Source organism: Streptosporangium sp. OZ121 (assembly GCF_051918885.1).
In the GTDB taxonomy this organism is placed as follows: Bacteria; Actinomycetota; Actinomycetes; order Streptosporangiales; family Streptosporangiaceae; genus Streptosporangium.
Window position 1 is genome coordinate 41,090 of record NZ_JBPXMC010000007.1, and the last position, 18,953, is coordinate 60,042.

An 18,953-nucleotide genomic window follows, 5' to 3' on the forward strand; every position below is an offset into this window, starting at 1 on the left:
GACGGCCCTCGCCCTGTTCCATTCGCCGAAGGCCGACCGATCGTTCTACGGAAGCTCCCGGTTCCGCAGGTACTGCCAGACCGCTCCGGGCACGGCCGACCCGGCGTGGATCCTGGACGAGTGTCGCCCTCGGGTTCAGACGTCGGTGTCTTTCGGGTGACGAGGTGAGGCGTAGACGACCCAGACAGTGTGAGTGGCGTCATCGATGACATAGCGGACGCGCCCGCCGCTGGTGACCTCGAACTCCCACTGCTCCAGATCCTGACCGTTGTGACGATGAGTCGCGAGGTCGCCGCGTAGGTGATGTTGACGCTCATGATCCGTCCGTGAGCGTGGATCGGCACGTAGTGCCTCGAAACATCGGCGTGTGTTGCCCAGGGCGTGGCGGCACAACTCCTCCCATCCCTTGACCGCGTCACTGGTACCGAACCGGATATCCCACTCGTCATCCGGAGGCGGGACCGTGACCCGGTCACCGCGCTTCGGGCTCACGCCGAAACCTCCACCGGCCCGAAGTCGCCGCGCGTGGCCTTACGAGCCTGGGCGTAGCGGGCGGGATCGGCCTTGATCCGAGCGGTCGCCCGCCAGCCTGCGATGACCTCCTGTGTGGTGACGTCGACATCCAGTTCCGCTGCGTCGGAGAGCGCTTCGACCAGTTCGAGGGTGAAGGCACGCAGTTCGGCGGAGGTGAGGTGGCGGACCCAGGGGAAGACCTCGGGCATGGCGATGACCAGCGCGCGGGCGGTCGGATCGTGCTTGATGAGAGCGAGGAACAGGCGAGACGCCGTGGCCAGCGTCTCCCCGCGCTGATCCTCACGGTCGGCGGCGGTCAGGTAGAAGTCCGGGGCATCGCGGTGGGTGACGCGTACTCGGCCGAGGCGCGCGGCGCGTTCGGCGACGGCTCGGGGGTTTCTCGACAGGTCCGAGAAGGTGACGGCGTCGGCGTTGCTGGTGCTCACCCTGCCATCGTAAGTCAGAACACATTCTGAAGTTGGTGAACCAGGGAGGAGCGGCACGTGATCGCCTGCCGTCAAACAGGCCACATCGACCCGAATGAGACGATCCCTCTGTCCCGTGGGAACTGGAGGGCAAGCATCAGCAAGGGGACCTGAGCGGTCAGCGAGTGTTCCGTACGTCAATGACGATCACGGTGATGTTGTCGGGACCGCCGTGGTCGGTGGCCAGTGTGATGAGGCGATCGGCCACTTCCTCCGGATCGTTCGACGAGCGCAGGGTGTCTTGGATGAGCTCACCGGGAACGGCCGAGCTCAGCCCGCCCGAGCACAGCAGTAGCCGGTCAGTGGAAGCCATGGTGGCCGGGTGGGGCGTCCATCACGACACCGAGGCGGGCACCGCCGTCTGGTTCCACCTGCCAGCAGGCGACGTACTCCCCGGCAGAACCCCACAAGCCCCCCGGCGAGCGCCCCCTGCGCTCCTTTCCGCACCGGCGCTTCAGCTACGGCGAACAACCCCGAACGGCCCCGTACGGATTGCTTCAGCATCCCAGCGCACACTGGGCGGCCCGCGAGAAAGCGACTACGGTCCGCACGGCGTACGGCGAGACGAGTCGTGTGCGGAGGTGGGTGGGTGTTCCGGGCGGCTTATAAAAATCCGTGACCAGCGCGCCCGCCAGGCCGGAGGCCTGACGCACCGGAGCCGCCACCGACGACGGCCGCCCGGAGCACCCACCCACCGGAGCGCGAACGCACCCCAACACGCCCTACCGGCCAAGCAGCCGACGAACACCGGGCAGAGCAGCCGGACGAGACCCGTCGTATCGATACCCCGGGAAAGAGCCCCCGCTTCCGGGAACCGCCCCATCAAAGACCTTCGGGAACCGCTCCACAACATCAGATCATGACGTGCGCTTCCGGGTGCCCGGCGAAGGAGAACTGGGCGTTGCGGGTGAGCTTGATGTCGTCGGCCTGCCACGTGTGCATGGACGTGTCGCCGCTGCGCCAGTAGACGAAGTTGAACCGGTCGGCCGAGTAGATCTTGACGCGGTCCTCCTTGAGGCGGCGGACCAGCCGGGTGTCCTCGCCGCGCGTGACGTCCTCGAACCCGTAGTGCCGGAACATGTCGGCCTTGCCGAGGAAGGTGCCGCCCTGCACCAGGAAGGCGTACCGGTGCTCCAGGCCCGGCAGGCGCAGCATCGTGGTGTTGCTGCCCTCGAAGTAGGCGTAGTGCGCGCCCTTGCCGACGAGCTCGGCGTCGGAGTAGTCGAAGGCGCGGGCCAGGTCCGACAGGTAGTGCTCGCCGTACAGGTTGTCGTCGTCCATCTTGGCGATCAGCTCGCCCTCGGCGGCGGCGATGCCCATGTTGAGGCAGGCGCCCAGCGACAGCGACTCGTCGGCGGGCAGGACCACCACGTCGGTGATCCCGGCCATCCGGGCCTTGTCGGCGACGACGACGGGGTCGATGTCGAGGCCGTGCAGGACCATGACGAGCTGGACGGGCCGGTGGATCTGCCGGGCCACCGAGGAGATCGCGTGCTCGATCTGGGAGGCGCGGTTGGTGGGCAGCACCACCGAGATCGACCGGGTCCGCTGCTGCACCGGCTTGCCGAGGATCCCCAGGATCTGGTCCACGCGGTGCGAGAACAGGTGCTTGTCGAAGACCTCGCGCATGGCCAGGTGCCCCTGGCGGGCGCGCAGCTCGGGGCTGTTGATCAGGTGCAGGACCTGGTTGTACGACTCAAGCTCGTCGCGGGCGATCGGGATCAGCGACCCGAAGGTCTCCTCGATGGCCCGGGACCAGCCGGAGACGATCGACGTCGAGCAGGCCGACAGCTCGAAGACGCGGCGGGCGCACATGGTCGGCGAGTCGAGCACCGAGTTCACGTTGAGGAAGACCTTGTACATCTTGTACGCGGCCAGCATCTGGTCGTACGGCAGCTCGCCCACGATGTGCGGGACGTACTCCTTCGGCCAGGCGTACTTCGGGTCCACGGTGCCGTTGCGGGCGAAGATGTGCAGCCCGAGCTCGCGGATCGGGGCGATGACGGTTTCCATCTGCTCGCGGCGCTCGGGGTGCTTGTCCCGAAAGTACATGCCCGCGAAGACCACGTCGTTCACGCGCCCGCGCTTGTCCTGGATGGGGTTGTGCACCCGGGGCTGCGCGGCGAACTGCAGGACGTCGACCCGGTCGTGGCCCAGCACCTCGCGGTAGCGGGGGACCATGTCGCCGTCGCAGGTGAAGACGTAGTCGAACAGCTTGGCCGTGTCGATGAAGAAGTCGAAGTTCGGCGGGTCCTCCTTGTTCCAGAAGACCGTGGGGATCCCCTCGGCGCGGCACCAGTCGATCAGGGCGAGCAGCTCGGGCTTGGGGGCCTTCGTGCCGGTCATCTGGTAGCGCCAGCGGCCCTGGTTGCCGTGCCAGGCCGACTCCACGAACAACAGCTCCGGCCGGCGCTCGGCGAAGATCTCCGGCCAGTCGCGGAGCCCGAACTCGATCTGGTCCCACTCGTACTTGAACGCCATCCGGGAGAAGTCGTCCAGGATGACCGCGACCTTCATGTCGGGGCGGACGATCGGACCGGCGGGCCACTTGACCTGCGGCACGTCGACCACGGGCCCCTGGTTCTTGAGCTCCTCGACCACCTCGGCCACCGGGCGGGGCGGCTTGGGGCCCTTGCGGGCCTGCATCGCGGAGCGCAGCTTGCCGGGCAGCGCGGTGACCCCCGGCCCCTTGGCCGCCGTCAGCGCCTCGGCCACCCGGTAGGGGCGCTGCACCTTGGTCGACTCCAGCTTCCACTGCGCGTAGTCGGCCCGCGCCTCGGCGATGGCGAGCCGCCGCTCCAGGTCCTGGACGCGTTCCTCGAGGCGCTCGACGACCTTGCGCTCCTCGGGCAGCCAGTTGATCGGCCCGAGACGCTGGAACTTCGGCTCTTCTGGGGTCTCATCGCTCATGGGGAATCGCCTTTGTCAGGGGTCGTGCCAGCGTACGACCATAGCCGTACCGAAATAGTCGTTTTAAAGGGATTTGGGCGATACCGATTGTCCGGCCGGTGAGAGGTTGCCGCCGCGCAGCCAGCTCTCGATCACCCGGGCGATCCGGGGACCGGCCTTGCCGTCCCAGAGCGGGGGCAGCTCGCCCGACGGCGTCGCCGCGCCGTCCGCCAGCGCTCGATCGGCCGCGGCGGGCAGCTGCGCGGGGGTGACGAGCCGGTTGGTGCCGTGCGTGATGGTGATCGGCCGCTCGGTGTTGGGCCGCACCGTGAGGCAGGGGACGCCCAGCATGGTGGTCTCCTCCTGCACGCCGCCGGAGTCGGTGACGACCAGCGTCGCGCCCCGCACCAGTGACAGGAAGTCCACGTAGCCCAGCGGGTCGACGATGCGGAGGTTCTCCCCGCTCACCAGTCCGGCCTCCGCCAGGCGGGTCCGGCCGCGCGGGTGCAGCGGCACCACGACCGGGAGGCGCTCGCTCACCGACAGCACGGCGTCGACCAGCTCCTTGGCGGAGGCCGGGTCGTCGACGTTGCCGGGACGGTGCAGGGTGGCCACCGCGTACCGCTCGGGAACGCCGAGCCGGGAGCGGACCGGGACGGGGTCGAGGTGGTCGAGCGCGGAGAACAGGCTGTCGATCATCGGGTTGCCGACGAGGTGCACCCGGGCCGGGTCGACGCCCTCGGCGGCCAGGTGGGAGAGCGCGTCCGGCGAGGTGGCGAAGAGGATGTCGGACAGGCCGTCGGTGACGACCCGGTTCACCTCCTCGGGCATCTCCCGGTCGAAGGAACGCAGGCCCGCCTCCACGTGCGCGGTCGGCACGTGGAGCTTGGCGCAGACGAGGATCGCGGCCAGCGTCGAGTTCACGTCGCCGTAGACGACGACCAGCGTGGGACGGTGCTCGAGCACCACGTCCTCCAGGCCGACCAGCAGCGCCGCCGTCTGGCGGGCGTGCGAGCCGGAACCGACGCCGAGGTTGGCGATCGGCTCGGGGAGACCGAGGTCGGCGAAGAACACGTCCGACATGAGCGCGTCGTAGTGCTGACCGGTGTGGACGATGCCCTGTCGCACCCCGAGTTCGGTGAGCGCGCGCACCACGGGCGCGGCCTTCACGAAGTTGGGACGCGCGCCGAGCACGTGCAGGACGAGGGGATTATCGGGGCCCTGAGCAGCGCCCGGACGGGCAAAGTCCCTCATTGACCTCGCCTTTCATGCGGCAGTGGGGCAAACGTTGCCTATGGTACGGTCACGGCGTGGTATCCGATGCCAACAGGCCAGACTCCCCCTCGGTTCCAGCGAAGGTTCCGGCGAAGCCCCCGGGTCCGGCGACATCCTCGGTGCCGGCGACACCATCCCCCTCGGTGACGCCTCCGGCCGTTGAGACCCCCGCCGCCGAGCCCTCCGCTCCGGTGACCCCTCCGCCCGCCGGGCCTTCCGCGTCCGCGGAACCGGTGACGCCTCCGAGCCCGGAGCCGTCCGAGACACCTGCGGCGCCGAAGACACCTTCCGAGCCGGAGACACCCGCTGCGTCGGAGGCACCCTCCGAACCGGAGACACCCACTGCGTCGGAGGCACTTTCCGAGCCGGAGGCACCCTCCGTCCTGGAGACGACTCCGGTCGTGGAGGAGCCCGCCGTGGACACGCCCACGGAGCCGCCGCCACCGCCGAGCGCGGAGACGCCCCCGGCCGCGGACACGACCCCGGCTCCCGCCGCGGACCCGGTTCCCGCCGCGGACCAGGCCGGAAGTCCGGACACGGCCGGAAGCCCGGACACGGTCCCGGTCTCCGACATGCCCGCGGTCACGGCGAGGCCCTCGGACGAGGACGAGGAGAAGGTCCCCGCGTCGCTCCCGGCGTCGTCCACGCCTCCGGCGGCCCCGGTGTCGGCGAAGTCGGCCAGAGCGGGACTGCGCGGGCTGATCAAGGGCTTCGTCCAGCACCCGGTCATCGTCTCCCGGGTCGTGGCGACCAAGGTGAAGTCCGACCCGGTACGCGTGGCGCAGGCGGCGGCCGAGACGCTCCCGCCGAGTGTCCGCCCCGTCGTGGGCCGGTTCGCCTGGCCCGTCGCGCGGCGCGCCAAGATCGTCGTACGCAAGCTCGGCATGCGCCTGGTGAAGGGCCCGTGGAGCGAGGCGAAGGAGCACTTCGACTCCGGCCGGATGAGCGAGGCCGCCGCGGTGCTGCAGGCCCACACGCGCTATCCCTTCATCAAGCGCCGGTACGCCTACTACGTCGGTGAGCTGGCCGCGATCCAGCCGAACCCGATCCCGCCCAAGGCGAAGGTGATCGTGGGCGAGCGGTTCCAGGGCCGGGTGCTGCACTGCGTGACCAACGCGCTGCCGTACACGCAGGCCGGATACACCGTCCGCACCCACCGCATCGTCACCTCGCAGAAGGCCGCCGGGCTCGACCCGCACGTCGTGACCAGCTGGGGCTGGCCGATGATGCAGGGGCACGCCGACGCGACGCCGTACGAGGAGATCGACGGCATCCCCTACCATCGGCTGATCCCGAGTGGCGAGGTGCCCTTCGAGAGCCACGGGCGGATGATCCGCGGCGCCGGAGAGGTGACCGAGCTGGTCAGGACCCTGCGACCGCAGGTGCTGCACGCCGCGACCGACCACCGCAACGGATCGGTGGCGCTGGCCGTGCGCGAGCGCACCGGCACGCCGATGGTCTACGAGGTGCGGGGCTTCCTGGAGGAGACCTGGGCCTCCCGCGACCCCAAGCGCATCGGCAGCCAGCGGCACGTGCTCCAGCGCGACCGCGAGGCGTTCATCATGCGCTCCGCCGACGCCGTGGTCACCCTCGCGGAGACCATGGCCACCGAGATCGTCGAGCGCGGGGTGCCGAGGGAGAAGATCTATCTCGCGCCGAACGCGGTGGACGACTCGCTGCTCAGCGCCGAGTACGACGGCGCGGCGTTCCGCGCCGCGTACGGCATCGAGCCCGGCGAGATCGTGATGGGCTCGGTGTCGAGCATCGTGGCCTACGAGGGCTTCGCCACCATGATCAACGCGGCCGCGCTCCTGCGGGACGAGGGCGCGCCGGTCAGGGTGCTGCTCGTCGGCGACGGCGTGGAGCGGGCGGCGCTGCTCGAACAGGTCGAGGAGCTGGGACTGGGCGACATCGCGATCCTGCCGGGACGGGTCGGCCCCGACGAGGCCCTGCAGGCGCAGGCGGCGATCGACATCTTCGTCTGCCCGCGTGAGGACCTGCGCGTCTGCCGACTCGTTACGCCATTGAAACCCGTCGAGGCGATGGCTCTCGGCAAGCCGGTCGTGCTGAGCGACCTGCCCGCCCTCTCCGAGCTCGTGGGCTCCGAAGGGGCCGGGCTTCTGGTGCCCCCGGGAGACCCCGAGGCACTGGCCAAGGCGATCGCCGGGCTGCGTGACGATCCGGAGCGGAGGGCCGAGATGGGTGAGGCCGGACGGGCCGAGGTGGCGGCGAAGCGTACGTGGAGCCGCATCGCGGAGACTTACCGTGATATTTACCGATCGATTGCTGGTTGATGGTCTCGTGTTGGTAACAGAGAGACCAGCCGTTTGCGATGCGTTCAATCGCATTAGGCGTAGCTCGTTCGGACTTGAGATAGCCTTTGCGACCATGAAGTGTTGTTTCCGGCGTTCCAAGGTCATCCAGTGACTGCCTACGACCTGGCCATCATCGGTCTGGGCTACGTCGGCATGCCCCTGGCCAAGGAGGCCACGGCGGCTGGTCTGCGGGTCGTCGGCTTCGAGGTCGACCCCGTCAAGGTCGAGGCCCTCAACGCGGGCACGTCCTACATCGACGACCTGACCGACGCCGACCTTGAGCACATGCTGGCGGGGGGCTTCACCGCCACGCTGGACGAATCGGTCCTGGCCGACAGCCGGACCATCGTCATCTGCGTGCCGACCCCGCTGGACGAGGACCACCGCCCCGACCTGTCGGCGGTCGAGGGTGCCACCGGCACCGTCGCCCGCAACCTGCGGGCCGGCTCGCTGGTGGTCCTGGAGTCCACCACCTGGCCCGGCACCACCGACGAGGTCGCGCGGCCCATCCTGGAGAAGGGCTCGGGCCTGGTCGCGGGCACCGACTTCCACCTCGCCTTCTCGCCCGAGCGCATCGACCCGGGCAACCCCAAGTACGGCCTGCGCAACACCCCGAAGGTCGTCGGCGGCTACACCCCGGCCTGCAAGGACCGCGCGGTCGGGTTCTACTCGCAGTTCATCGAGCAGGTCGTGCCGGTCAGCGGCACCCGCGAGGCCGAGATGGCCAAGCTCCTGGAGAACACCTACCGCCACGTCAACATCGCCCTCGTCAACGAGATGGCGATCTTCTGCGACGAGCTCGGTGTCGACCTCTGGGAGTCGATCGAGGCCGCGGCCACCAAGCCGTTCGGGTTCCAGAAGTTCCTCCCCGGGCCCGGCGTCGGCGGGCACTGCATCCCGGTCGACCCGTCCTACCTCTCCTACACGGTGCGCAAGCTGGGCTACCCGTTCCGCTTCGTCGAGCTGGCCCAGGAGATCAACGAGCGGATGCCGTCGTACGTGGTCGCCCGCGTGCAGCGCCTGCTCAACCGGCAGCGCAAGCCCGTCAACGGCTCGAAGGTGCTGCTGCTCGGTGTCACGTACAAGCCCGACATCGCCGACGAGCGCGAGACCCCGGCGTTGCCGGTCGCGCGGGCGCTGCTGGAACTGGGCGCGGAACTCGTCTTCGCCGACCCGTACGTCAAGGAATGGCGCGTCGACGACGTCGAGGTGCCGCGTGAGGAAGACCTCGCCACGGCAGTGGCCGAAGCCGACGTGACGCTGCTGCTGCAGCAGCACGCCGCCTTCGACCTGTCGATCGTCGAGGACCAAGGCAAGCTCGTGCTCGACACCCGAGGCGTGCTCGCCGAGGGTGAACGCGTCGAGCGGCTCTAGCGACGGAGGGCTGCGCGCAGTGCACGTGCTCGTCATGACGGTGGTGCATCACCCCGAGGACGCCCGGATCCTGCACCGGCAGATCCGCGCGCTCGTGGACGCCGGTCATGAGGTCACGTATGCGGCCCCGTACACGGCGCGGGGCGTGATGGCCCGTTCCTGGGTGAACGGCGTCGACCTCCCCCGCGCCGCCGAGCGCAAGCGGTTCGCGGCCGTGCGCGCCGCGCGCAAGGTGTTCAAGCGCATGCGCGGGCAGGTCGACCTCGTGGTCATCCACGACCCGGAGCTGCTGCTCGCGGTGGTGGGCATGCGCAAGCGGCCCCCGGTGGTCTGGGACGTCCACGAGGACACCCCGGCGACGCTGTCGCTGAAGCCCTGGCTGCCCGCGTTCCTGCGCCCGCCGGTGCGGTTCCTGGCCCGCCTGCTCGAAGGCACGGCCGAGCGGCACCTGCACCTGCTGCTCGCCGAGACCGCCTACGCCGGACGGTTCCGCCAGGCCCACCTGGTGGTGCCCAACGAGACCTGGGTGCCCGACGAGGTGACCCCGCCGGGTGACGACCGCGTCGTCTACCTCGGCTGGCTGTCGGGCGCGCGCGGGGTGCGCGAGGCCATCGAGGTGGCCCGGCTGCTCCAGCCGTACCGGGTGGCGGTCGAGCTGATCGGCTACGCCGACCCGCAGTCGCGGCCGACGCTGAACGAGGCGGTCGCGGAGGGCGTGCTGGAGTGGCGCGACTTCATGCCGAACGACGAGGCTCTCAAGCGGCTCGACGGCGCGCTGGCGGGGCTCTCCCTGCTGCACGACGAGCCCAACTACCGGCACTCCATGCCGACGAAGATCGTGGAGTACATGGCACACGGCATCCCGGTGATCACCACCCCCTCGCCTCGCGCGGTGGAGCTGGTCGAACGCTACGACAGCGGCATCGTCGTGCCCTGGCAGGATCCCAAGGCCGTGGCACAGGCGGTGCTCTTCCTGCGAGACGACGCCAGGGAGCGGTATGGCCGGGGAGCCCGAGGGTATGCGGCGGCTCGTGCGAACCACCACTGGCCCAACTCGGCCCGCCGTTTCGTCTCGCAGCTGGAGGCGTGGGCGGGCGTCAAGAGCTGATCTCCGGTACGGAGGGGCTCACGGTGCCCGCCCGGCTCCTTATGTCTGCCTGATCACAAGAACGGTAGTGTCCTGAACGTGCGCTGGCTCATCGCTTTCCTGGGCGTGGCGATCCTCGCAGGGGTGGCGGCGTTCGTGGTGACCACCCCCGCGGGGAACGGCTCTCCGACGGCGGGGAGCTCGTCGCTCGCGGCCTCGCCCTCGTCCTCGTCGCCCTCCGCCTCCCCCTCGGTCCCGGTGCCGGAGGTGACCGAGTTCACCGACCCGTGTGGAACGTTCGACACGACGATGCGCTGGCCGTACGCGATCACCGGCTACTGGCTGGTCCCGACCGCCGACCACTGCACCTGGCGCCGGCAGTTCGGCGCGATCCACGAGGTGGGCGGCGACACGGTGATCCGGATCGGCTGGGGCCTGCAGGCGCGCAACGTCGACGACGACGGCCGGATCCTCGACGGCGACGGGAACGTCGACGCCCGCTACGAGCCGTGCGAGGAGGACGGGGTGCCGTGCGCGCTGGCGGCGGAGAACGACCTCAAGGCCGCCAACCCCGGCAACCGGGTGAGCTGGACGTTCGTCTACCGCACCGACGAGGCGTTCGGCCCCGACCTGTTCCGCTGCCCCGAGTTCGAGCGGAAGATCGTCACGGAGAAGACCGTCTTCTACCGGATCGTCGCCACCGACGACGGCACCGACGACGCGAGCTGCGAGAACATCCGGACCAAGGGACGCGGCTACCACGTGATCCTGGTCGCGGCCGCGCACGAGGACAGCCTCACCGAGCTGCTCGACCTCGGTGACCGGTTCGGGGTGAAGGTCTACCCCGCGCTGCCGCTCGCCCCCCGCGACCCGGCGCAGAAGACCAGGGCCGCCAAGCAGGGCACCGACACGCTCACCACGCTCACCCGGCGGATCATGCAGGACTACGGGGCGCGCTTTCAGGACCGGGAGTCGCTGGGCGGTTTCTACCAGCCGTTCGAGCTGCAGATGCGCGAGATGAAGTACATCGGGGACTCCGAGGCCGACCACCCGACGCTCAGGGTCTACGCCTCGCAGCACGAGATCGTCGAGCAGGAGATGCCCGGCAGGCCCGTCCTCGTCAGCCCCTATCTCGACGCGCGCAAGGAACGGCCGTTCAGCGCCACCCCCAAGCAGGTCGCCAAGGGCTTCGAGGCCCTCGTCAGGACCGGTGTCGGGATCATCGCCCCGCAGGACAGCCGGGGTACGGGCAAGGTCGGGCTGTTCTGGCCCGACCAGCGCGAGGACGAGGTCGACGAGCGGCTGCGCTCGGTCGTCGACGAGAAGACCAACGGCGACGCGTACCACGGCTCGACCCGCGACTACTACCGCGAGATGTCCCTGGCCAGGACCAGGATGGTCGAGCAGGGCTTCAACGTGCAGCTCTGGGCCAACGTCGAGGCCTTCGAGCCGACCGGCGAGGAGCGGTGCGCCGCGGGTTCCGAGCGGGGGCGCACCGACAAGGAGCGGCTCGACACGGCCGTGGCGCAGGTCGGGCGCTACGTCTCCAAGGTCGTCTCCTACATGTGGAGCGACTTCTACACCTGCGGATCCCCGTCCCTCGCCGAGGAGATCGCCCGCGACCACGACCGGCCCATCGCGGCCGACGCGATCCGCATGCCGCGCGACATCCAGGACGGCGTGGAGATCCGCGGCTACAACATCCCCATGGGCTCCAAGATCACGCTCACCTGGAAGGGCCAGGAGGAGCCCCACGTCGTCGACGTGGCCGGGGTGAACCTGACCGCGCCGCCGCCGGACCTGCCGGTACGGATGAGCACGGCGTGGATCCCGTTCGACTGGTCCAAGGTGCCGGACGACACCTGGGTCCAGGTCTCGGTCGCCGCGGCCGACGGACGCGCCGCCACCGAGCCGCTGCACGTCCGCGTGCGGGTCTGACCGGTGTAACGTGCCTGCCATGGTGCCGCGCATTCCCGTCAGCGTGGACCTTGTCGTCCTCACGGTGCGCCGCCAGGTGCTGAGCGCGCTCGTCTGGCGGCGTGACAAGCCGCCGTACGAGGGACGCTGGGCCCTGTCAGGCGGCTTCATCCAGCTCGACGAGGACCTGCCCGCGGCCGCGGCCCGGGTCCTCGCGGAACGGGCGGGACTGCCGGGCGCCGCCGTGCACCTGGAGCAGCTCCAGACCTACGGCTACCCCGACCGCGACCCGCGCCAGCGCGTGCTGAGCGTGGCCTACCTCGGTCTTGCCCCGCACCTGCCGACCTCCACCGAGGCGCACATGAGCTGGCAGCCGGTCTCCGCGCTGCTGCGCGAGATGGCGTTCGACCACCGGCGCATCATGGTCGACGGGATCGAGCGGGCCCGCGCCAAGCTGGAGTACACCCCGCTGGGCGCGGCCTTCTGCCCGCCGGAGTTCACCGTCGCCGAGCTGCGCCGGGTCTACGAGATCGTCTGGGGCCGCCCCCTCGACCCGCGCAACTTCCACCGGAAGGTCACCAAGGCCGAGGGCTTCCTGGTGCCCACCGGCGGCACCACCACCCGCGACGGCGGCCGCCCCGCCAAGCTCTACCGCCGCGGCCCCGCCGTGGCGCTGCACCCCCCGATGCTCCGCTCCCTGAAGGAGTAGTCGGACCCGGCCGTGGGGCCGATCGCACCGCGCTCGCATGATGTTCCAGGGACACCGGCCGGTCATCGATCAGGGCCTGCACCGGTACGGTCGCCAGACGTGGCTATCGACCGCGAGGGTCGGCGATATCCGTCAGATCGATGTCGATGTCGAAGGGAAGACTGAGCTTCAGGCGATTCTGATGGACACCGGTGAGCGCGTACACCTTTGTCACCGGGTTCAGTTCGTGGACGTGGACGCTGGGGCGGCCCTCGATGTTCTCGACACGCCAGAAGTGGGGGATGCCGGCCTCGGCGCACATCTGGGGCTTGCGGTTGCGATCGCGTTCCTCGGATTCCTCGGAGACGACCTCGACGGCGAGCAGCACGTCCGCCGCCTCGTAGAAGGTCCGTGACATCTCGGAGGGTGCGTGTGCGTGGAGGATCACCAGGTCGGGCTCCGGCCGTTGACGTCGCCCCAGCTTCACCGTCATCTCCTGCTCCACCCGAAGATGGGCGGGAGCGGCCTGATCAAGCTCTTTGTGCAGGAGGAACAGCACGAGAGCGTGAAAACGGGTCTGGGGGCTCACGAACACGAGAGTGCCATCGATGAGTTCCGTGTGAGGGGGGATCCCCGGAAGCCGATCGAGGTCATCGGCGGTGAAGCCCTCTACAGGAGGAATTGCCCAGTTGGGAATGGGCTCGACGTCGGCCAGCGGTGCGATGCTCATGTCGTCCTTCCGGTCGGGCATGCCTCTCACCTCCAGTGTTACAGGATGCCCCATCCGCCCGCTGCTCATAAGGTAAGGCCATGCCTCGTTTCCGCGCGATCCTGGACACGATGCCCGCCTACCGGGCGGGCAAGGCCGTGGTGTCCGCCGACGGCCGGTCCTACAAGCTCTCCTCGAACGAATGCCCCTACGAGCCGCTGCCCTCGGTGGTCGAGGCGGTCGCCAGGGCGGCGACCCAGATGCACCGCTATCCCGATCCGGCGGCCACGGAGCTGACCGGGGCGATCGCCGAGAGATACGGCGTCCCGGCCGAGCACGTCGCCCTCGGCGCGGGCTCGGTGACGGTGGCCCAGCAGCTCTTCGAGACCGTGACCGAGCCGGGCGCCGAGGTGATCTACGCCTGGCGGTCCTTCGAGGCGTACCCGCTCCTGGCCGACCTGGCCGGGGCGACCTCGGTGCGGGTCCCGCTGCTGGGGGAGACGCACCACCTGGAGGCGATGGCCGACGCGATCACCCCGCACACCCGCATGATCTTCGTCTGCAACCCGAACAACCCCACCGGCACGGTCGTCCACGCGGCCGAGTTGGAGGCCTTCCTCGACCGGGTGCCCGAGAGCGTGCTCGTCGTGCTCGACGAGGCCTACCGCGAGTACGTCAGGGACGCCGGGGTCACCGACGGGCTCACCGTCTACCGCGACCGGCCGAACGTGGCCGTGCTGCGGACCTTCTCCAAGGCGTACGGCCTGGCCGGGCTCCGGGTGGGCTACCTGATCGCCGACGAGCCGGTGGCGTCCGCCGTCCGCAAGACGACCGTGCCGTTCGCGGTCAACCACCTCGCCCAGGTCGCCGCGGTCGCCTCGCTGGCCGCCGAGGACGAGCTGATGGAGCGGGTCGACGCCGTGGTCAAGGAGCGCGACCGGGTCCGCGAGGCGCTGATCGCCCAGGGCTGGGAGGTGCCGGTGAGCGAGGCCAACTTCGTCTGGCTCCGGCTGGGGGAGCGCACGCTCGACTTCGCCGGTTCGTGCGCGACCGAGGGCGTCGCGGTGCGGCCCTTCGCCGGTGAGGGTGCCCGCGTCTCCATCGGCGACCCCGAGGCCAACGACACCTTCCTGGCCGCCGCGTCGGCCTTCCGGAGCGCCTGACCCGCCTGACCCGCCCTGAAACGCCTGATCCGTCGGCCCGGCCGCACGCCGGGCCGTCCCCCACTCCGGCACGCCCGCGCCGGGCCGTCCCCCACTCCGGCGACCTCCGCGCGGGACCGCCTTCGCGCCGGGTGCCCGTGGGCTACACGGCCTGGAAAGCAGCGGGCTACACGGTCGCGGGCTCCGGCTTCGTCTCCGGTGCGGGCTCCGGCTTCCCGCGCCGTTCGGTGGAGACCACCAGGGCCACGCCGATGACGATCACCACGCCGGCCGCGACCATCGAGCCGGTGACCGGCTCGCTCAGCACGAGGGCGCCCAGCACGACCGCCACGACCGGGTTGACGTAGGCGTAGGTGGAGATCAGCGAGATCGGCGCGTTGCCCAGCAGCCACACGTACGCCGTGAAGGCGACCAGGGACCCGATCAGGATCAGGTAGGCGAGCGCGGTCCACGACCGCGCGGAGACGGCGGCGACGTCGAGGCGCTCGCCCACCACGGCGGCGGTGAGGGCGAGTCCGGCGCCACCCGCCGCCATCTCGACGGCGCTCGCGGAGAAGGGGTTCGCGGGCATCGGGATGCGGGACGCCAGGAACGAGCCGGCCGCCCACGACAGCGACGCCAGCAGGACGATCGTGATTCCGGCGCCGTCGGCCGCGTTGCTCCCGCCGCCCAGCGAGAGCACCGCCACGCCGCCGAACCCGATGAGCACCCCGACGAGCGTCAGCGCCCGCGGCCGGTCCCTGAACAGGACCCTGAAGATGACCAGCCAGAGCGGCGTCGAGGCCACCAGCAGCGCCGCCAGGCCGCTGGAGATGTGCTGCTCGGCCACGGCGACCATGCCGTTGCCGCCGTTCAGCAGCAGCAGGCCGACCAGGGCCGCCCCGCCGGCCTGCTTCCAGGTCATCCGGAAGGCGTCCCGGCCCTTCAGCAGGTACACCGCGGCGCCGAGGACGAGCGCGGCCGTGACGAAGCGGACAGCCCCGCTGAGCAGCGGCGGGATCGTCTCGATCGTGATCATGATCGCCAGGTACGTGGAACCCCACACCACGTAAACGATCGCCAGCGCCCCCCAGACGAGGAGCGCCTTGCGGCTGTCAGTACTGTCTTGACCCATAGCTCATGACAATAGCGGCTGAAACCGACAATACGCTCGCGTGTTTCGGACCTTGAGATCCGGCGGGACGGACCGTGGCCGGCCGGGTTCCGCGGCACCGCGTCCGGCCGGATCCGGCGGAGCGCGCTCCGGGGAATCGCGGCCCGGGAATCCTCGCCGTACCGGGACGGGCGAGCCGTAATGGCCGGGCCGGAATGAACGGATCCTGTGAACAGGTCCGGTGAACAGACCAAAATAAACAGGCCGGAATGAACAAACCACGGTGAACACGCCGGACCGGGCGGGCCGTGGTGAACAGGCCGCGGCGAACACACCGCGAGCCGGCGGGTCACGCCACGCCAGGCCCGGCGCGCCGTGACCTGGGAGGTTCCGCCGTCCGGGCGCGGCGGAAGCCTCCAGGTCGGTGCAGACCGTGCGCGGGGCTCAGCGGGTGCCGAGCTTCTCCACGATCAGCCGGTACAGCTGCCGGGGGCGCCCCGGCTGCGGCGTCCGGTTCGGCGGAAGCGGCCACGCGAGTCCCTCGTCTACCAGCGTGCGCAGCAACCGTCGTGCCGTGCGCGGGGTGACGCCGAGCATCTTGCCCGCGCCCTCCGCGTCCACCACCGTGTCCCCACCCTCCAGCTTGGCCGCCAGCCGGGCCAGGACCTCCACGCCCTTCGGCTTCAGCGGTCCGGCGCCCTGAGGGGGCATCCTGGGCGCCGGGATCAGCGCCCTGCCCTCACGGTCGACCGCGAAGCCCTGGGCCTGCTTGCCCGCCTGGGTGCGCGCCAGCGCGGCCCTGGCGTGCGACTCGGCGTCGTGGGTGGTACGGCCCATGCCGACGCCCACCTCGACCGCCAGGCCCAGCTCGTCGCGGACCCGCGCGGCGAACGGCAGGACCCGGAATCCCTCGGTGGCCGCGGCGACCGAACCGCGGGTCGCGGTGACCATGTAGCTGTGGTCGTCGACCGCGGTGACCGACGCGTTGATCCGGTTGGCCTCCTGCACCAGCAGCCGGTGCAGGGACAGCCGGAGCTCGTCGCGCCAGTAGCGCGGCGCGGCCCGGCGGACCGGCTCGCGCAGCGTGGGCACCTCCACCAGGACCACGGTGAGCTGCGACTCCTCCAGCCTGTGGTGCGCGCCCAGCAGGGCCGCCGTGTGCAGCGCCGTGCGCACCGCGGCGGAGGTGGGGCGGATCCTCACCACGGGCACCCCCGCGGTCTGGAGGCGGTCGGCGACCGCGGGCAGACAGGTGAGCGCCCCGCTCGTGCTGCCCTGGCGGGCGAGGCGTTCGTGGAAGGCCGCGATCGTACCGGTGGCGCCCGGTTCGTCGCGGCTCTGCACATCCCCTGAGGGAAGGCTCAGATCGTTGTACGCCTCCTCGACCTCCGCTCTGCCCAGGACATCGATGCTGACCCTGCGCGGGTCTATCCGCTCGTCCAGCGCGGCCCTCGCCAGCGCGGCGATCAGCGCGGCGCCGCCGAGCTGGACATACGTCGCGGGCATCGTCAGCACCCCCGATCGCCGGGCCAGGTCGTAGGGGACCGGGCTGGCGAACAGGCATGCGTCCACCCCGGCTCCCAGCCGGGTGACCTTGTCGGCTGCCTCCTGCTCGTCGCGGTATGCCGCCGCCACCAGGCGGCAGGGTAACGGGGCAGCCGCATGCCCCATCAACATCACCCGTTCGACGAGGTCATGGGGGCCCACCACACCGATAGTGAGGTCCGGTGTCATGGCACCCGGGCGTGACACTCGTGGCGCTTCTTCGGCCCGCTCGACCAATGTTCGTCCCATCATGCCGTCCGTTTGTTTTCGGCTCTCTTTTGGAACGATCGCTCGCGAGGGCCGTAATGTCACGCCCGATTTGCGGCCAATTCCGGAAGCAACTTCCGGGTTAAAGCCATGACTGGCATCGTTTACACAGGTCAGAGCGGTTTTTGAGCGTCTCAAACCTGCTGATTATGAAGCTGAAATCTCTCGTCGCACATCGGCCCCCAGGGACTGCATACGCTCGGCCAGATAAGAGTGCCCGCGGTCGATGAGATATCCCGATTCGATCACGGTCTCCCCCTCGGCGGCCAGGCCCGCGAGCACGAGCGCGATTCCCGAACGCAGATCGTGTGCGGTCACTCGCGTTCCGGTGAGCGGAGTGGCGCCGCGAACGACAGCGCTGTTCTCTTTCACTTCAATATCGGCGCCCATCTTGTTCAGCTCTGAGGCCAGAGCGAAACGCCCGTCGAAGATGCGTTCATGAATGTAACTGGCACCGTCGGCGAGGCAGGCGACCGTCATGATCGGCGACTGCAGGTCCGTGGCGAAACCGGGGTAGGTGTCGGTGATCACGTTGATCGGGCGCAGCGGGCGGTCCCTGCGCACGTGGAGCACCGCGCCGTGGTCGGCGAACTCCACCCCCATCTGCTCCAGCTTGTAGCGGACCACGCCGAGGTGGTCCAGGTCGGCGCCGACCAGGTTGACCTCGCCGCCGGTGACGGCGGCGGCCATGGCGAACACGCCCGCGTCGAGGCGGTCCGGCATCACGGTGTGCTCGACGGCCTGGAGCTCCTCCACGCCCTCCACGGTGATGAACCCCGTGCCGCCGCCGCTGATCCTCGCGCCCATCCGGGTCAGCATCTCGATCACGTCGAGGACCTCGGGCTCCAGCGCCGCGTTCTCGATCACGGTGGTGCCGCGCCCGAGGGCGGCGGCCATGATCAGGTTCTCGGTGCCGGTGTGCGAGGGGGTGTCCAGGTACAGGGTGGCGCCGGTGAGGCCCGCCGACTTGACGTGGATGACCGAGTCGCCCTCGTCCACGAGCGCGCCCAGGCGCTTGTAGCCCAGGTAGTGGAAGTCGAGGTTGCGGCTGCCCAGGTTGCAGCCGCCCACGCCCTCGATGATCGCCTCACCGAGGCGGTGCAGCAGGGCGGGCACGAACAACACGGAACCGCGGAAGCGACGGGCGATCTCGGCGGGCAGGACCGGGCTGCTGAGCGTCGAGGCGTCGATCACCAGTGTGCGCTCCGCCTCGTGGAGCTCGACCGTGGCACCGACCGTCTCGGCCAGCTCGACCGCGCGGCGGACGTCCTCGATGATGGGGACGTTGCGCAGGACCGTCCGGCCTCTGGACGCCAGCAGCGCCGCGCCGATCATGGGAAGCACGGCGTTCTTGGCGCCCTGGATGAAGGCGGTTCCACGAAGTGGGTTGCCACCGCGCACGCGGTAACGGACCATGCGTCATGCTCCTTGAAGTGATTTGAGTGATTCATGTGGCGCGGGGCGGCAGCCGAGGTTTATCCGGCCAACAGTAGCCGTTGGATGCCCCTGAAACGGCCACTTCAGGGGGGAACTACCCCTCGGATCGCCGGTAATCATCGGCCCTCGCGGCGGCGGGCGCCGACGGCCCGCCCGCCCGTGCTCCCCGGTGTCCCCGCGCCCCTTCGACCATGTC

General features: G+C 70.0%; 15 protein-coding genes. 6 read left to right on the top strand and 9 right to left on the bottom strand.

What is annotated here, in order from left to right; translation table 11 throughout:
- Positions 1-135 precede the first annotated feature (135 nt).
- The 5 genes from ACTOQ1_RS15465 to wecB all read right to left on the bottom strand — a co-directional run bounded on the left by ACTOQ1_RS15465 (position 136) and on the right by wecB (position 5,141).
- Positions 136-492: a hypothetical protein gene (locus ACTOQ1_RS15465; protein WP_440067689.1), complete on the bottom strand. Its 357-nt coding sequence runs from the start codon at positions 490-492 to the stop codon at positions 136-138.
- A complete protein-coding gene (locus ACTOQ1_RS15470) occupies positions 489-959 on the bottom strand; it encodes a hypothetical protein (RefSeq protein WP_440067691.1) in 471 nt (156 codons plus the stop codon). Before ACTOQ1_RS15470 ends, ACTOQ1_RS15465 begins: the two co-directional genes overlap by 4 nt.
- Before the next feature lie 157 nt (positions 960-1,116).
- Positions 1,117-1,311 carry a PP2C family protein-serine/threonine phosphatase gene (locus tag ACTOQ1_RS15475; protein WP_440067693.1) on the bottom strand — a complete coding sequence of 65 codons (195 nt, stop codon included), beginning with the start codon at positions 1,309-1,311 and terminating at the stop codon, positions 1,117-1,119.
- A 539-nt stretch (positions 1,312-1,850) separates the two neighbouring features.
- The gene (locus tag ACTOQ1_RS15480; RefSeq protein ID WP_440067695.1) at positions 1,851-3,908 is read right to left on the bottom strand and encodes a glycosyltransferase family protein; all 2,058 of its coding nucleotides are present in this window, start codon (positions 3,906-3,908) and stop codon (positions 1,851-1,853) included.
- 63 nt (positions 3,909-3,971) lie between these two features.
- A complete protein-coding gene (wecB, locus tag ACTOQ1_RS15485; protein ID WP_440067697.1) occupies positions 3,972-5,141 on the bottom strand; it encodes a non-hydrolyzing UDP-N-acetylglucosamine 2-epimerase in 1,170 nt (389 codons plus the stop codon).
- 437 nt (positions 5,142-5,578) lie between these two features.
- Here wecB and ACTOQ1_RS15490 point away from each other — a divergent pair, with 437 nt between their 5' ends.
- From ACTOQ1_RS15490 to ACTOQ1_RS15510, 5 genes are all read left to right on the top strand, one after another.
- Complete coding sequence (locus ACTOQ1_RS15490) at positions 5,579-7,456, top strand: glycosyltransferase family 4 protein (protein ID WP_440067699.1); 1,878 nt, start codon at positions 5,579-5,581, stop codon at positions 7,454-7,456.
- Between the two features lie 129 nt (positions 7,457-7,585).
- On the top strand, positions 7,586-8,851 hold the full coding sequence (locus ACTOQ1_RS15495) for a nucleotide sugar dehydrogenase (RefSeq protein ID WP_440067701.1): 1,266 nt from the start codon (positions 7,586-7,588) through the stop codon (positions 8,849-8,851).
- A gap of 19 nt (positions 8,852-8,870) precedes the next feature.
- Positions 8,871-9,959, top strand: coding sequence for a glycosyltransferase (locus tag ACTOQ1_RS15500; protein WP_362689755.1), 1,089 nt, complete (start codon positions 8,871-8,873; stop codon positions 9,957-9,959).
- Positions 9,960-10,037: 78 nt separating this feature from the next.
- Positions 10,038-11,876 carry a DUF4434 domain-containing protein gene (locus tag ACTOQ1_RS15505; protein ID WP_440067703.1) on the top strand — a complete coding sequence of 613 codons (1,839 nt, stop codon included), beginning with the start codon at positions 10,038-10,040 and terminating at the stop codon, positions 11,874-11,876.
- 19 nt (positions 11,877-11,895) lie between these two features.
- Positions 11,896-12,564 (top strand): NUDIX hydrolase, encoded by a 669-nt coding sequence (locus tag ACTOQ1_RS15510; RefSeq protein WP_440067705.1) that lies wholly within the window; start codon positions 11,896-11,898, stop codon positions 12,562-12,564.
- Positions 12,565-12,667: 103 nt separating this feature from the next.
- Here the strand turns inward: ACTOQ1_RS15510 and ACTOQ1_RS15515 are convergent, their stop codons facing one another.
- Entirely contained in the window at positions 12,668-13,294 is a 627-nt protein-coding gene (locus ACTOQ1_RS15515) for a Uma2 family endonuclease (protein ID WP_440067707.1), read from the bottom strand.
- Between the two features lie 59 nt (positions 13,295-13,353).
- Here ACTOQ1_RS15515 and hisC point away from each other — a divergent pair, with 59 nt between their 5' ends.
- The gene (hisC, locus tag ACTOQ1_RS15520) at positions 13,354-14,415 is read left to right on the top strand and encodes a histidinol-phosphate transaminase (protein ID WP_440067709.1); all 1,062 of its coding nucleotides are present in this window, start codon (positions 13,354-13,356) and stop codon (positions 14,413-14,415) included.
- Between the two features lie 166 nt (positions 14,416-14,581).
- Here the strand turns inward: hisC and ACTOQ1_RS15525 are convergent, their stop codons facing one another.
- From ACTOQ1_RS15525 to murA, 3 genes are all read right to left on the bottom strand, one after another.
- Entirely contained in the window at positions 14,582-15,529 is a 948-nt protein-coding gene (locus ACTOQ1_RS15525) for an EamA family transporter (RefSeq protein WP_440067711.1), read from the bottom strand.
- A 423-nt stretch (positions 15,530-15,952) separates the two neighbouring features.
- Positions 15,953-17,242 (bottom strand): GTP cyclohydrolase IIa, encoded by a 1,290-nt coding sequence (locus tag ACTOQ1_RS15530; protein ID WP_344746819.1) that lies wholly within the window; start codon positions 17,240-17,242, stop codon positions 15,953-15,955.
- A 225-nt stretch (positions 17,243-17,467) separates the two neighbouring features.
- On the bottom strand, positions 17,468-18,736 hold the full coding sequence (gene murA, locus ACTOQ1_RS15535) for a UDP-N-acetylglucosamine 1-carboxyvinyltransferase (protein ID WP_440067713.1): 1,269 nt from the start codon (positions 18,734-18,736) through the stop codon (positions 17,468-17,470).
- Positions 18,737-18,953 lie beyond the last annotated feature (217 nt).

Coding starts and splice junctions, on each gene's coding strand:
- ACTOQ1_RS15530 (WP_344746819.1), bottom strand. CDS start 17,242: ATGACACCGGACCTCACTATCGGTGTGGTGGGCCCCCATGACCTCGTC.
- ACTOQ1_RS15515 (WP_440067707.1), bottom strand. CDS start 13,294: ATGCCCGACCGGAAGGACGACATGAGCATCGCACCGCTGGCCGACGTC.
- ACTOQ1_RS15475 (WP_440067693.1), bottom strand. CDS start 1,311: ATGGCTTCCACTGACCGGCTACTGCTGTGCTCGGGCGGGCTGAGCTCG.
- ACTOQ1_RS15510 (WP_440067705.1), top strand. CDS start 11,896: ATGGTGCCGCGCATTCCCGTCAGCGTGGACCTTGTCGTCCTCACGGTG.
- ACTOQ1_RS15525 (WP_440067711.1), bottom strand. CDS start 15,529: ATGGGTCAAGACAGTACTGACAGCCGCAAGGCGCTCCTCGTCTGGGGG.
- murA (WP_440067713.1), bottom strand. CDS start 18,736: ATGGTCCGTTACCGCGTGCGCGGTGGCAACCCACTTCGTGGAACCGCC.
- ACTOQ1_RS15480 (WP_440067695.1), bottom strand. CDS start 3,908: ATGAGCGATGAGACCCCAGAAGAGCCGAAGTTCCAGCGTCTCGGGCCG.
- wecB (WP_440067697.1), bottom strand. CDS start 5,141: ATGAGGGACTTTGCCCGTCCGGGCGCTGCTCAGGGCCCCGATAATCCC.
- hisC (WP_440067709.1), top strand. CDS start 13,354: ATGCCTCGTTTCCGCGCGATCCTGGACACGATGCCCGCCTACCGGGCG.